The sequence below is a fragment of the Oricola cellulosilytica genome, from assembly GCF_019966575.1.
GTDB lineage: Bacteria > Pseudomonadota > Alphaproteobacteria > Rhizobiales > Rhizobiaceae > Oricola > Oricola cellulosilytica.
The window spans coordinates 567,701-581,188 of sequence record NZ_JAINFK010000001.1 but is presented as its reverse complement, the minus strand read 5'-3'; the positions used below and the strand labels follow the sequence as shown (position 1 = coordinate 581,188).

Below are 13,488 nucleotides of genomic sequence, written 5' to 3'. Positions count from 1 at the left end.
CATGAACGAAGCCGACGCGCTTGATATCGTGCAATACGCGATCTGGACGGTGCTGATGACGTCGGCACCCGCCGTTCTCGTGGCGATGTCCGTCGGCGTCGGCATCGCGCTTGTCCAGGCGCTGACGCAAATCCAGGAAATCACGCTGACCTTCGTGCCCAAGATCGTCGCCATCCTGCTGACGGTCTCCGTCTCGGCCCCCTTCATGGGCGCGCAGATCGGCCGTCTGACCGATATCGTTTTCGGCCGCATCCAGAGCGGCTTCTAGTTTCCGGCCCGTGAATGTCGCGCGATGCGCCGCCCGGACATGATCCTCGCCGGACGGCTAACGCGGCCTTAAATCAGAGATCGAGCCGGGCAGGTCACAGCATCGAGCCGAGGTCTGACCCGACCGAGGGATAGGCGGCGACCATCGCGCGGAGAGCTTTGCCTGGAAGGTCGAGCCGCATGGCGAGGCCGAAGAAGTTTATCAGTTCGCCGTATTCCGGGCCGAACAGGTGGGCGCCGACGAGCTTTCCGGTTGCCTTGTCGGTGATGACCTTGGCGGCGGCGGTCGTCTCCCCGACCCGCAGGTTCGAATACCAGCCGCTCGTGTCAGTGTATTTCACGCTTACGTCGAGGCCCTGCTCGCGCGCCTCCTCCTCCAGCAGCCCGACCCGCGCCAGTTCCGGAACGGTGAACACCACGCTGGGGACGCCCCGGTAGTCCGGCTCCTTCTTCGTGCCGTTCAGCATGTTCGATGCGGCCACCTTGCCCTCGAACACCGCGACCGGCGTGAGCGGCTGACCGGGCGATGCGGCCGCGTCTCCGGCGGCATAGACATGCGGCTGCGTGGTGCTTTGCAGATGCGCCCGGACGGACACACCCTTGTCTTCGAACGCGATCCCCGCGGCCGCCAGATCGAGGTGGCCGATCACCGGCACGCGCCCGGCGCCGTGGACGACGAGGTCTGCCTCGATCTCGACCGGCGCGCCGTCCTGCGCCGCGACGACGGTAAAGCCCGAGGCGGTCTTCCGGACCCCGGTCACGTCGGTGCCGGTGCGGATGTCGATGCCGGCCATGGCGCTGCGCTTGACCAGCATTTCGACAAGATCCGGATCGAAGTTCTTCAGCGGCCGCGCCCCGCGATCGATCACGGTCGCCGACGTTCCGGCGCGCGCGACGATGTGGGCGAATTCCATCGAGACGAAGCCGCCGCCGAGAAACGCGACGCGCTTCGGCAGGGTGTCCAGCTCGAGGAAGGCGGTGCTGTCGATGACGTGTTCGGCGCCGGGAAAGTCGAGATCGCGCGGCCGCGCGCCGCTCGCAATCAGAAATTTTTCCCCTTGCAGCCGGGTGCCGTCCGCCAGTTCAATCGTATTTTCGTTCAGGAATCGCGCCCGGCCGTGGAGGGTCTCGACGCCGGCGCCGTCCAGCCCGCTCTCGATCTTGTCCGGCATCTCCTCGGTGAAGCTGCGTTTGTGCGCCATCAGTTCCGGCCAGTTTATCGCAAGCCCGCCCGGGTCAACCCCCTTGCCCTTCATCAATTGGGCTGCGTCGATGATCTCGGCACCGCGGCGCAACATCTTCTTCGGATCGCAGCCGCGCAGGGCGCAGGTGCCGCCATAGGGCAACTCGTCGATCACCGCGACCTGCCACCCAGCGGTGGCGCATTTGCGGGCCGCCACGTTGCCGGCCATGCCGACCCCGATCGCGATCAGGTCAAAGTTCTTCATCGGCAGGTCTCCCGCGCAATTGTTTCCGGTGGTTTCGTGGAAGGCGTTCAGCGGCGGTACGTTCCCATGAGCTTTTCGGTGCCGCACCACAATGCGCCGCCCAGTCCGCCGATCGTCAGAGCCAGCCATTTCCAGCCGTCCGGGCCGAGCCACACGACCTCGAAGCCGTGCAGCGCGACGGGGATCGTCATCACAATGAAGAACGGCCCGGTGAAGTAGCAGTGCGTACGGCCGCAGCGGCGCGCATTCATCAGGCAGGCCGCGCCCATCCACACCAGCGCGGCGATCCACACAAGTGTCTTGCCGGGATGCGGCACGCCGATCGTCGCCACCATCGCGCCGATCGGAATCCCCCAGTGGAGAAGGGCCGAACGCCAGTCTCTCAGCGCGTCGCCTGCCGCTTTGTCCGGCGCAGTGGAGATTTGCAGTCTCGCTTCGTTCTTCATCGGCTCTTGTTCCTCAGCCAGCGCAGCAGGACAGCTTCTTCACGTCCATGTCGAAGGTCTGCGCGGCCAGTTTCAGGCCCTCGACCGTGGTCAGATAGGGGAAGATCGTCGCGCCGAGATCCTCGTAGGTCATGCCCGCCTTGATCGCCATGGCTGCGGTCTGGATGCTGTCGGCGCCCTCCGGTGCGAGAATGTGCGCGCCGAGCAGCTTCTTCGTCCTCGCGTCCGCAACGAGCTTGATGAGGCCGCGCGTGTCGCGGGCGGCAAGCGCGCGCGGCACATTGTCGAGCGTCAGGACAGAACTCCGCGCGTCGATGCCCTGCGCGCGGGCTTTCGCCTCTGTCAGGCCGACGCTGGCAAGCTGCGGGTCGGTGAAGACGACCGCCGGCATGGCCGCATTGTCGTAGGACAGCGAATTGCCGTTGAGCGCGTTCCTGGCGGCGATCTTCGCGCCGTGGGCCGCCATGTAGACGAACTGGTCGCGTCCGGTGACGTCGCCCGCCGCGTAAACGCCGTCGCGGGTCGAGCGCATCTGCGCATCGACCCTCACACCCTTGTTGCCGGAGAGTTCGATTCCCGCCGCGGGCAGATTGAGGCGCTCGGTATTCGGGGCGCGGCCGGTGGCGACAAGCACCTTCTCAGCCGAGATTCGTCTTTCCGCGCCGTGATCCCGGACGGTCAGGGTGACGGCTCCCGCTGATGCATCGATCCGGTCATAGGCGATCCCGCTGACGACCTCGATTCCTTCGTCCTCGAAGAAGCGGGTGAGCGCTTCGCTGATCTCCGGTTCGGCCTCCGGCAGCAGACCCCGCCGGCTGACGATCGTGACCTTTACACCGGCACGGGCGAAGATCTGCGCGATCTCGGCGCCGATATAGCCCGCCCCGATGACCAGCAGCGTCTCCGGCAGACTTTCCAATTCCAGCGCGGTCGTGCTGGTGAGGTACGGCACCTCCCTGATGCCCTCGATCGATGGCAATGCGGGCCGGGCACCGGTGGCGATGATGATCTTATCTGCGCCGATGACGGTTCCGCTGACCATAAGCGTGCCGTCATCGGAAAACATCGCCTCGCCTTCCAGATAGGCGATGGAATTATAGGCGGGCAGCAGGTCGGCGTATTTCGCCTGGCGCAGATCCTCGACAAGAGCCTGCTTCTGGCTCACCACGGCGCGCCAGTCCGTCACCCGCGCCGATGCCGTGATGCCGTCGAAGCGGTTGGCGGCATTCGCCCCATGCAGCGTTTCGGCGGCCCGGATGAGTGTTTTGGACGGCACGCAGCCGACATTGACGCATGTTCCGCCGATCGTGCCGTGGTCGATCAGTGCGACCTGCGCGCCTTCCTCGGCGGCGGTGATCGCGGCGGAAAAGCCGGCCGATCCGGCACCGATGACGGCCAAATCGTAGGAGCTTATGGACTGGCTCTCGCAACAATCGGACATGAACTACCTTTTTGAACGTAGATTAAAGTGTTTGGGTACGGCGCTGCCTGCGCCAGAGCGCGTAGAGCGTGAGCAGGACAAAGAACGCGAGCGCGGGGAACAGCACATAGTCGAGATATCCGACGACAGCGGACAGGCCGACAACGCTCACCAGGACCACCAGAACCGGCGTGAAGCAGCAAAGCGCGGCGATGATCGTCCCGACGACACCGGTGTTCAGGAGCCTCCTGTCGTTCACGATCCGCTCTGTTCCGGATATATGGAGGAGGGGTACCCCACACCGGCGGTGGCCTGCTGGATCGCCTCGATGCCGGTGACGGTATCCTCGAAGGTCACGGTCGCGGACAAATCCTCCATCGTCGCTTCCACGGCTTTAACGCCGTCGACGGCAGAAATGGCTTTCTCGACGATGTAGGGGCAACTGGCGCAGGTCATGCCCGGCACGGACAGTTTGACCGTTTGTTCCGCCGCCAGTGCCGCCGGCGAAGCTGAAGCGAGCACCGCCAACACCAGCGGTGCGAGAAGTCTCTTCATGATCAATCCTTTCATCAGCCGAGAATGAACGGCACGAGGTAGGGCCATGCGAAGGCCAGCAAGACCAACGCGGTTGCAAACCACAGCGCGGACTTCACGAGCCGGTTCGGCAGCGGACGCGCGCAGGCTTCGCCTTCGGCGCAGGCGGCCTTCGGCTTTCGGTAGACCAACCAGTATCCGTAGCCGAGAAAGCCGGCGGTGATCGCGATGAAGATCGGCTGGTAAGGCGACAGGGCGGTCAACTGGCCGATCCACGCACCGCTCACGCCGAGGCTGAACAGCACCAGGGGCACGATGCAGCAGGCGGATGCCGCGATCGCCCCGAGAACGCCGCCCGCCGCGACCAGCCTCGTCCTGGGGGCATCGTCTCCGGCGGCGGCTTCGTTGAACGTCGCGTCGGTGATCTCGTGCATGAATTTCCTCGCAAATCTCCGGTCTTCGGATTAGGCTACGATCTGTAGTGACTACAGATGCAAGGGAAAATCGCGGTGAAGGACTTCACGAACGCGCGAGGCTATCCGATCGGCGAAATGTCGAGGCGCACCGGCGTCAACATCGAGACGATCCGCTACTACGAGCGGATCGGGATCATGCCCGAGCCCGACCGGACGGCCGGCGGCAACCGTCAGTACGATCATGACCAGCTCAAGCGCCTGTCGTTCGTCAGGCGGTCGCGAGAGCTCGGCTTCAGCCTCGAGGAAATCCGCGCGCTGCTGGAAATGGTGGACCGGGACGATTTCACCTGCGGCGAGGTCCATGCCCTGACCACCGGCCATCTGGCTTCGGTGCGCCAGCGCATCGCCACGCTTCGCAAGCTCGAGAAGGCGCTGGCGGGCATGGCGGCCGAGTGCAGCAAGGGCGATGTTCCGGACTGCCCGATCGTCGACATGCTGTTCGACGCCCCCTGACTGCCGGTCCGGTCCCGGGCGGCCGCCCTTCGGCTCCAAAGCTTGGCGCAAGGAACCGGTGATATCCGGTCCCGATGACGCCATCATCCAGGATTGCGAGGGACGCCGACCGTGGCAAGCGTTGATATCGCCGCCAAGCCGGAGGGCATTTACGGCCGCGACGTAGCGTTCGCCGTCGGCATCGTGGTGATGCTCACCATCCTGTTCCTGCCGGTTCCGACGTTCCTGATCGACTTCGGCCTCGCGCTGTCGCTCGCCTTCTCGGTGCTGATCCTGATGGTCGCGCTGTGGATTCCCAAGCCGCTCGACTTTTCGTCCTTCCCGACGATTCTGCTGATCGCGACGATGCTGCGGCTCTCCCTGAACATCGCCACCACCCGCACGATTCTCTCCGACGGTCACGAGGGGGTCGAGGCGGCGGGTTACGTGATCGGCGGTTTCTCCAAATTCGTGATGAGCGGCGACTTCGTCATCGGTCTCGTCGTGTTCGCCATTCTCGTCGTCGTCAACTTCGTCGTCATCACCAAGGGTTCGACGCGTATCGCCGAAGTTGGCGCACGCTTCACGCTCGACGCGATCCCCGGCAAGCAGATGTCGATCGACGCCGATCTCTCCGCCGGCATCATCGACGAGGAACAGGCCCGCGCCCGCCGCAAGGAGCTGGAGGAGGAGAGCTCCTTCTTCGGCTCGATGGACGGGGCGTCGAAATTCGTGCGCGGCGACGCGATCGCCGGACTGATCATCACCGCGATCAACATCTTCGGCGGCATCATCATCGGCTACACCCGCCACGGAATGAACCTCGGCGAGGCGGCGGAGGTCTTCACCAAGCTTTCGGTCGGCGACGGTCTGGTCTCGCAGATCCCAGCGCTGATCGTGTCGCTCGCCGCCGGTCTTCTCGTCTCCAAGGGGGGAACGGTCGGGTCGGTCGACAAGGCGGTTCTCGACCAGCTCGGAAATTACCCGCGCGCCCTGTTCGTCGCCGCCTTCATGCTTCTGGTGCTCGCGGTGATGCCGGGTCTTCCCGCATTGCCGTTCCTGCTGCTTGCCGCCGTTCTCGCCGCAACAGGCTATGTAAAGCCACTGCTCGAACGCCGGCGCGCCGACGAGGCGGCGGCCGAGCAGCAGAACGCGATCGAGCAGCGCCAGGACGAGGAGCGCGATTCGGTCAAGGAATCGCTCCGCTCGACGGAACTCGAGCTGGTGCTCGGCAAGCAGCTCGCCGCGAAACTGGTGCCGACCCGCCAGGAGATGGCGTTTCGCATGAAGAAGATGCGCAAGCGGTTCGCCACCGATTACGGGTTCATCGTTCCGGAAATCCAGATCACCGACGATTTCGGCATCGCCCCGAAGGCCTACCAGATCAAGGTTCACGGCACCGTCGTCGCCGAGCACGTCATGCGCATCGGCGAACTGATGGTGTTCGCCGAACCGGACCACCTCAAGGGGATCCCGTTCGAGAAGGTGAAGGAGCCGGCCTACGGCATGGAGGCGCTGTCGGTTCCCGAGACCTTCGCCGACGACCTGAAGACCGCGCGCATCGCCACCGCCGACAATGTCGCCGTGGTCCTCACCCATCTCAGCGAGGTGGTCCGCAACAACCTGCCGCAGCTGTTCTCCTTCAAGACCATGAAGGCGAACTTCGAACGGCTCGACCCGGAATACAAGAAGCTGATCGAGGAGATCTCGACGACGCACACCTCCTATCCGGGCCTTCAGGCGGTGCTTAAGCTGCTGCTTGCCGAGCGCGTGTCCATCCGCAACCTGCCGCTGATCATCGAGGCGATCGCCGAGATCGTGCCGACGACCCGGCGCTCGGAGACCATCGTCGAGCATGTGCGCTCGCGCATCGCCCAGCAATTGTGCGGCGATATCACCGAACAGGGAACCCTGCACGTGCTCCGGCTCGGCAACCGCTGGGACATGGTGTTCCGCGAGAGCCTGAAGCGCGACAACAAGGGCGAGATCAACCAGTTCGACATCGACCCGCGGCTGCTCGAGGAATTCGGCGCCGACATCAGCAAGGCGATCGAGGGCCAGAAGAAGCAGAACCGGCGGTTCGCCATCATCACCTCGCCGGAAGCGCGGCCCTATGTGCGCATGATCGTCGAGCGGCTGCATCCCGACACGCCGGTCCTGTCGCATCTCGAGATCGGCAAGGGCATCGAGATCCGCATCCTCGGGATGGTTTCTTGATCGCCGCGCTGCCCGCCGACCTGCTGAGCACGTTTCTCGTGTTCTGCCGGATCGGCGCGTGCTTCATGGTGCTGCCGGGAATGTCGAGCGCCCGCGTGCCGCCGCAGGTCAGGCTGTTCGCGTCCCTCGCCATCGCGGTGGCCGTCTCGACCTTCATCGACGAGCGCTTGCAGGCCTATCTCGCCGAGCCCGGTCCGGCGGTCCTGCTGCGGCTGGCCGTCAGCGAGATCCTGATCGGCCTTTTCTTCGGGTTGATCGCCCGGTTCTACCTGCTGGCACTGGAATTCATCATTTCCGGCGTGGCGATGTCGATCGGCTTTGGCGGCATGCTCGGCGCCATGGTCGATGGCTTCGAGATGCAGGCGGCGCTGACGGCGTTCATCTCGCTCAGCGCGCTGATGGTGCTGTTCACCCTCGACTTCCATCATCACGTCATCGTCGCGCTGCTCGGCTCCTATGATGTGATGCCGTTCGACACGATGCCCGACATGCGCCTGATGCTGGTCGATCTCGTTGACGTGCTGCGCGAGAGTTTCCTGATCGCGCTTCGGCTCGGCAGTCCGTTCATCGGCTTTGCCATCATCATCAATCTGGGCGTCGGCCTGCTCAACAAGCTTTCCGTCCAGATCCCGATCTATTTCATCTCGCTGCCCTTCGTTCTCGCGATCGGCCTGGTCATTCTTTATTACTCCGCGCCCTATATGCTCAGCCTTTTCGGCCAGGGATTCACGGGCATCTACAACCTTCGGTAAGCGCATGACGACGGACAAGACCAATTTCGCCCGCCTGATGCGGCTTCAGCGCGTCATCAAGTCGATGCGCGAGCGCGATCACGCCGATGCGAAGAACCGGGTCGCCTCGGCCGAGAAATCGCTCGAGGATCTGTCGAGAATGATCAACGAGGAGAGCGCGGTGGCATCGCTGTTTCCCGACCTGCTTGCGCGCCATTTCGAAAAGATGATGGCGGAGAAGCACATCGCCGCCAGACAGGAGCAGGAAGCCGCCGACGATCTCGTTCGCGAGAAGAAAAAGCTTGAGACGATCGAGGGCCGCCACACGGCGCAAAAGGCGCAGGAAGCGCGGGAGGCGGAGGCGAAAAGCCACTCCGAAGCGATCGACCAGCGCTACGTCAGGCCGGTGTCAGCCTCGAGCAAGATTGGCGGCATAAGATAGCGGCGGCGGATTGCGTCGACCGAAGGCCCGGCGCAGGTCGAAAAGGCGCGCGAGGCACAGAATGGCTGTCGAATTTCCATCCGATCTCATTCTCGACGTGGCGCGTGCGGCGGACCCCTCCGCCGCAGCCGACATCCGCTCCCAGCGCGCAGGGGCCGGCCAGCTCGCGCGCGCCCACGAGACTACCGACGCCACGAAGGTCGCCAAGGAATTCGAGGCGCTGCTGGTAGGCAACATGATTTCCGAGATGATGGGCGACGGCGACGAAAGCGTGTTCGGCGAGGGATTTGCCGGCGACATGTGGAAATCGATGATGGCCGAGCATGTCGCCATGGCGGTGGTCGAGGGCGCCGACTTCGGTGTCGCATCGAAGATCACCAAGCATTTCGTCAGGGACGGTGACACCATCGCGCCGGTCGGCGGGATCAACGATGCCGCCGCGACACCATCTGAAACCAGGTCCGTGGATGCCGCCCGGTCCGGGGCCAACGAAATGAGCCGGGACTTCATCCGCAAGATGCTGGACATCAGTGAGCCCAGGTAACGGCACACGCAACCCCAAGGACGAGACGACACCATGACCGTGCAAAACCGGGATGATTCGCAGAAAGGTCTTACCAAGACGCATCTGATGAGACTGCTCGTCCGCATCGGTCAGATCATCGATGCCGAAACGAGGCTACTGGGCGAAAACCCGCGCGCGGACCTTGCTGCCGCGAATGCGCGGAAGAACCGGTGTCTCTACGAGTTGAACCTTGTTTCGCGAGATCTCGCCCGTTTCGAGCTTGACGGAGAGGTCCGCCGCGAGATCATGGTCCTTGGACGCAAGGTGCAGCAGAACGAAGCGATGCTTCGCGCAAACATCGAAGCGACCAAGGAGGTGATCGGAATCCTCGGCGACGCGATTACCCACGCCGAATCAGACGGCACCTATGCCTCCGGATCGCGGCTCCCGGCCGGCTATCAATGATCCGGCCCTTCGTCTTCGCCGTTTGGGTCGTTGCGATCACGCTCGGGGGCGTCTATGCCGGTCAGGCGCTTACGTCCTCGTCGGGCATCTCCGCCGCCGGCAAGAACGGCAGCTACGGCATCTACAAGACCGAACTCATGGGTTTTCCCTATGTCGGAGACCGGGGCGTGGTCGGTTACGCGACGGCTCGTTTCACGGTAAAGACCGACCCCGCAGCCGTGGCCGCCAGCCGATTGCCGATCGAACTGGTGGTCCATGACGCGCTGAACCGTCATTTCTACGAAAAGGCCGGAACGCTCTCCAGGCCCTCGGGCTGGTCGAACCTGCGCGAGTCGATGGCCGAGGTTCGTGAACTGGCGAACCGGACAGCAGGCCGCAAGATCGTGTCCGAGGTGATGATCGAGCAGCTCGATTTCTTCAATAAAGACGAAGTGCGCATGCCTTCGGATAGCCGGTAGCTCATCGACTATCCGGCTCGGTTGGCCGCGAAGCGGGACCTAATCGAGCTTGTCGTAGAATTCGGCCTGGTAGATCTTGAAGTTCGAAGCCCGCTTGCCCACCCGCTCCGCACACTCGACGGGACCGTCCATCGCGTCATTCAGTACTTTCGAGAATTCTGCATACAACTCGGTGGTGATGCGCGACTGAGCGATCTCGTCGTCGCCAGCCGGATTGTCCCCCCGGTAATATTCGACACGCATGACGCAATACCCGATCCTGCCCTTTCTCGTGTAGACGGCGACAGGCACCGGCGGAAACTTGATGCCGTTCATTTCGCTGGCAGGAACCTCCTTCCGGGCGGCATCGTTGGAGCCGGGTTGCGAAACAAGAGCGTGACCGGTGACGCCGGTCAGGGCTGCAATGCAGGCGGTTACACCGACCACCGCATACCGGACGACGCTCATGACCGGCTATCTCTCACTGTGTACGATCCCGGTGCGCTGCGGACCGTTTGTTTTCAGGGATCGTCATGGAACAAATTCCCGTCGTGGCGACTGGCGTTTGAAAATAGTCGGAGGTGCTTGCGCGGAGCTTTCCCGTTAGACGATTCCTGTCGGGACTCATTGCTGCTAGCGTGGACGAAAGTGATTCTTTTTTCGAGGGCGGTAACCGATGGCATTTGAAGGCACCCAACATGACCGCGAAAGCGGCGGGCGGAGCGCTATCGGACCCCGGACAGCACGGCAGGTATGACCTCGCAGCGATGACGGACCGCCCGGCAGACAATCCCGAAAATAATGCGGCTGGTGGACAGGAAGACGACGCTGGCTCGGCGGGCGGTGTCGATTGCGACCAGATCGGGAAGGACATCATCCGCCTGAGCGGTGCATTCCGGATCGGCGTATTCCGGATGGTGCGGGAAACCGGGGCCTTTTCAAGCGAAGGCGAGCCGGCGCTCGGAAAGGAAATGCGGAGACTCTTCGGCGATCTTGTGCGACGGGGCGGCACGGGTTTCGCGAGCAATGTGCGATCGGCGCGGTTGCCCTTTGTCTGGGAGCCCGCGCTCGACGATGATACGGGGCGCTGGATATCCGCATTGCAGAGCGAAGTGGCAGCCGCCGTTCTCGCTTCGCGCTTTTATGTGTTCTTCCGGCGCAGTTCTGCCGGTGTGGACAGGATACTGATCGCCCAGGCACGGCGTGCGAGCGAGGTCCCGTCTCATGATACACTCCTGGCCTGCCACGGGCTCGCCCAGGTCTTTTTCGACGATCTGACGATGCGCCACCGTTCGGCGGCAGAGCACGGGACACCGCTCACGCCGCGGGAAAAGGAATGCCTGGCGTGGTCGGCGGAGGGGAAAACCAGCGAGGAGATAGCGATGATACTCTCGCTGTCCGCGCACACGGTGAACCATTATCTTGTTGGGGCAACCAAGAAGCTCGACGCGGCAAACCGCATGCATGCGATCACCATCGCTATTCGCACTGGTATCCTTAACATCGATGGCAATCTCGATGCCGCTTAATGCTTCGTTAAGGTAAAACGCCTTAGGACAAGTGATGCTTGGGGGCGAATAGCCTGGCATGATGCACCGCCCAAGCCCCGGAAAATCCGGAATGTTTTCGAATATTTCGACTTCGGGGCTGATCGGGTGATGGGGCATACAGATGTTAAAGGAGGCAGCGCCGGTCAGCCGGCCAAAAGTCGCCTTAGTCTGTTAACGGGTCTGAAAGTTTTTGCGGTGGTCGTCGCCGCGATGCTGCTGCTTCTGCATGCGATCTCCAATCTTCGCCACGAGGCTGGAAAGATCGGAAGCGAAGACTACCAGCGCATCATTACCGGCAAGGATCTCGTTGCCGATATTCTGCCCCCCACTTCCTTCATCTCGGAGACATATCTGGTCATCGTCCAGGCCGCGCGCGAGCCGTGGAACCGTGACGCGCATTTCGCCGCTTACCGAGCCGGCAAGGACGCCTATTTCCGCCAGCTCGAGTACTGGAAGAGCGCGGACATTCCCGAACATATCCGCACGATGATCACGATCGATTCGCCCACGGTGCTCGATCGCTTCTGGATCGAGGCGGAGAACAACTTCTTCCCGAACCTCGCAAACTCCGGCGGCATCGGCCTCGGTGCGGCCGAAATCAACAAGTCGCTCGAGACGCTGACCACCCGCTTTCGCGAGCACAAGCAGATCGCCGAAGCGGCCGCCGCGGAAGCGAAGACCTACCTGCAATCGGTCGAGATGAACGCAGCATCCCACATGAACACGCTCGGGTGGGTTTATGTGGCGATCTCCGTGTCGTCCCTTCTGCTCATTTTCGGTCTGCTCTGGACCGTGAGCCGCAAGGTCGTGCGGCCAATGGTGACGATCGCCGGATACACGCAAGATCTCGCTGATGGACACGCCACCGACGAAGTGCCGTATGTGCGCCGGCGCGACGAACTCGGAAGCATTGCGCGTGCGCTGACCGTGTTCAAGGAAACCGCCGCCAAAAAGCTGGAGGCCGAGCGTCAAGCCCGCGAAGAGCGCGACCGCACGGCGCAGGCCAAGGCCGTGGCGGACGCCGAACTTGCCGCCAAGGCCGAAGAGACCGAGCGGGCGATCACCCGCCTGGCGACTGCCCTGAACCATCTCGCCGAAGGCGATCTCGACTGCGGCATCGATGAGCCGTTCGAAGGCGAGCTGGAGCGCCTGCGCAACGATTTCAACGTCGCGATCCGTCGCATCGGCCGCGTCTTCAGCCGGATTACGATGACCTCGGCGAGCATCGAGACCGGCAGCCAGGAGATTTTCAGGGCGTCGGACGATCTTTCCCGCCGCACGGAGCAGCAGGCTGCATCCCTCGAGGAGACCGCATCGACCCTCGAAGAGATTACCGCCACCGTGCAGAAATCCTCCGAAAGCGCGCAGGAGACGCGCAACATTGTCGCCGAAGCCAAGCGGGATGCCGAAACCAGCGGCGATATCGTCAAGCGTGCGCTCGGTGCGATGACCGACATCGAGAACTCCGCCGAGGAAATCAACCAGATCATCGCGGTGATCGACGAGATCGCCTTCCAGACCAACCTGCTGGCGCTGAACGCCGGCGTGGAGGCCGCCCGGGCGGGAGACGCAGGCCTTGGCTTCGCGGTGGTTGCCTCTGAGGTGCGCGCGCTGGCTCAGCGTTCGGCGACTGCCGCAAAGGAGATCAAGGAATTGATCTCCAAGTCGAGCGAGCAAGTTTCCAGCGGCTCCGAACTCGTGAGCGCCACCGGCGAAACGCTCCATCGCATCGCCGGTCAGGTCGTCGAGATCTCGGACGTCGTCGATCTGATCGCCGACGGCGCCACCAACCAGTTCGCAGCGCTGAAGCAGCTAAACGCCTCGGTCGGGGAAATGGATGCCGTCACGCAGCAGAACGCGGCCATGGCGGAAGAGGCGAGCGCGGCAAGCCATGCACTGTCCGAGGACGCCCAAAGCCTTGCCGACCTTCTTGGCCGTTTCCGGCTGGCTGAAGCCGGCTTTCGCGAGCAGGTGGCAAATGACGATTTGACCCGGCGGCAACGCCCGCCCGCAAGACATCAACGGTCGAACGAGGCGCCGAGGCAGGGCCGCGGCGCGTTCCGGACCCGCGCGGCCGGCAATGCCGCTCTTGCCGGCGAATGGGAGGATTTCTGAGCA

General features: G+C 63.3%; 17 protein-coding genes. 10 read left to right on the top strand and 7 right to left on the bottom strand.

Annotation, left to right across the window (positions count from 1 at the left end; genetic code table 11):
* The first annotated feature begins 1 nt into the window (after position 1).
* On the top strand, positions 2 to 268 hold the full coding sequence (gene fliQ, locus LC298_RS02720; protein ID WP_131564897.1) for a flagellar biosynthesis protein FliQ: 267 nt from the start codon (positions 2 to 4) through the stop codon (positions 266 to 268).
* 94 nt (positions 269 to 362) lie between these two features.
* Here the strand turns inward: fliQ and LC298_RS02715 are convergent, their stop codons facing one another.
* From LC298_RS02715 to LC298_RS02690, 6 genes are read right to left on the bottom strand one after another with little or no spacing between them, the layout of a single operon-like run.
* Positions 363 to 1,715 carry a dihydrolipoyl dehydrogenase family protein gene (locus LC298_RS02715; RefSeq protein WP_131564899.1) on the bottom strand — a complete coding sequence of 451 codons (1,353 nt, stop codon included), beginning with the start codon at positions 1,713 to 1,715 and terminating at the stop codon, positions 363 to 365.
* A gap of 47 nt (positions 1,716 to 1,762) precedes the next feature.
* Positions 1,763 to 2,161 carry a hypothetical protein gene (locus tag LC298_RS02710; RefSeq protein WP_199223168.1) on the bottom strand — a complete coding sequence of 133 codons (399 nt, stop codon included), beginning with the start codon at positions 2,159 to 2,161 and terminating at the stop codon, positions 1,763 to 1,765.
* A gap of 13 nt (positions 2,162 to 2,174) precedes the next feature.
* Positions 2,175 to 3,602: a mercury(II) reductase gene (gene merA, locus LC298_RS02705; protein WP_131564901.1), complete on the bottom strand. Its 1,428-nt coding sequence runs from the start codon at positions 3,600 to 3,602 to the stop codon at positions 2,175 to 2,177.
* Between the two features lie 22 nt (positions 3,603 to 3,624).
* A complete protein-coding gene (merF, locus tag LC298_RS02700) occupies positions 3,625 to 3,840 on the bottom strand; it encodes a mercury resistance system transport protein MerF (RefSeq protein WP_199223169.1) in 216 nt (71 codons plus the stop codon).
* The gene (gene merP / locus LC298_RS02695) at positions 3,837 to 4,136 is read right to left on the bottom strand and encodes a mercury resistance system periplasmic binding protein MerP (protein WP_131564905.1); all 300 of its coding nucleotides are present in this window, start codon (positions 4,134 to 4,136) and stop codon (positions 3,837 to 3,839) included. The genes merF and merP overlap by 4 nt, the downstream gene beginning before the upstream one ends.
* Before the next feature lie 14 nt (positions 4,137 to 4,150).
* Entirely contained in the window at positions 4,151 to 4,549 is a 399-nt protein-coding gene (locus LC298_RS02690; protein ID WP_131564907.1) for a mercuric transporter MerT family protein, read from the bottom strand.
* A 75-nt stretch (positions 4,550 to 4,624) separates the two neighbouring features.
* On the opposite strand from LC298_RS02690, the gene LC298_RS02685 reads away from it, so the two are divergent.
* The 7 genes from LC298_RS02685 (at position 4,625) to LC298_RS02655 (ending at position 9,841) form a co-directional block, all read left to right on the top strand.
* On the top strand, positions 4,625 to 5,044 hold the full coding sequence (locus LC298_RS02685; protein WP_131564909.1) for a MerR family transcriptional regulator: 420 nt from the start codon (positions 4,625 to 4,627) through the stop codon (positions 5,042 to 5,044).
* Between the two features lie 111 nt (positions 5,045 to 5,155).
* On the top strand, positions 5,156 to 7,240 hold the full coding sequence (gene flhA, locus LC298_RS02680) for a flagellar biosynthesis protein FlhA (protein WP_223385506.1): 2,085 nt from the start codon (positions 5,156 to 5,158) through the stop codon (positions 7,238 to 7,240).
* Positions 7,237 to 7,992 (top strand): flagellar biosynthetic protein FliR, encoded by a 756-nt coding sequence (locus LC298_RS02675; RefSeq protein ID WP_223385505.1) that lies wholly within the window; start codon positions 7,237 to 7,239, stop codon positions 7,990 to 7,992. The genes flhA and LC298_RS02675 overlap by 4 nt, the downstream gene beginning before the upstream one ends.
* A 4-nt stretch (positions 7,993 to 7,996) precedes the next feature.
* Positions 7,997 to 8,413 carry a hypothetical protein gene (locus LC298_RS02670; protein WP_131564911.1) on the top strand — a complete coding sequence of 139 codons (417 nt, stop codon included), beginning with the start codon at positions 7,997 to 7,999 and terminating at the stop codon, positions 8,411 to 8,413.
* Positions 8,414 to 8,474: 61 nt separating this feature from the next.
* The gene (locus LC298_RS02665; RefSeq protein ID WP_131564912.1) at positions 8,475 to 8,957 is read left to right on the top strand and encodes a rod-binding protein; all 483 of its coding nucleotides are present in this window, start codon (positions 8,475 to 8,477) and stop codon (positions 8,955 to 8,957) included.
* Positions 8,958 to 8,990: 33 nt separating this feature from the next.
* Positions 8,991 to 9,383 (top strand): hypothetical protein, encoded by a 393-nt coding sequence (locus tag LC298_RS02660; protein ID WP_131564914.1) that lies wholly within the window; start codon positions 8,991 to 8,993, stop codon positions 9,381 to 9,383.
* Positions 9,380 to 9,841, top strand: coding sequence for a hypothetical protein (locus LC298_RS02655; RefSeq protein WP_131564916.1), 462 nt, complete (start codon positions 9,380 to 9,382; stop codon positions 9,839 to 9,841). Before LC298_RS02660 ends, LC298_RS02655 begins: the two co-directional genes overlap by 4 nt.
* A 39-nt stretch (positions 9,842 to 9,880) precedes the next feature.
* On the opposite strand, the gene LC298_RS02650 is transcribed toward LC298_RS02655, so the two are convergent.
* Complete coding sequence (locus tag LC298_RS02650; protein ID WP_131564918.1) at positions 9,881 to 10,288, bottom strand: hypothetical protein; 408 nt, start codon at positions 10,286 to 10,288, stop codon at positions 9,881 to 9,883.
* A gap of 230 nt (positions 10,289 to 10,518) precedes the next feature.
* Between LC298_RS02650 and LC298_RS02645 the strand changes: the two genes are divergently transcribed.
* Together LC298_RS02645 and LC298_RS02640 are read left to right on the top strand one after the other, a co-directional pair.
* On the top strand, positions 10,519 to 11,349 hold the full coding sequence (locus LC298_RS02645) for a helix-turn-helix transcriptional regulator (protein ID WP_223385504.1): 831 nt from the start codon (positions 10,519 to 10,521) through the stop codon (positions 11,347 to 11,349).
* A 216-nt stretch (positions 11,350 to 11,565) separates the two neighbouring features.
* The gene (locus LC298_RS02640; protein ID WP_223385503.1) at positions 11,566 to 13,485 is read left to right on the top strand and encodes a methyl-accepting chemotaxis protein; all 1,920 of its coding nucleotides are present in this window, start codon (positions 11,566 to 11,568) and stop codon (positions 13,483 to 13,485) included.
* Positions 13,486 to 13,488 lie beyond the last annotated feature (3 nt).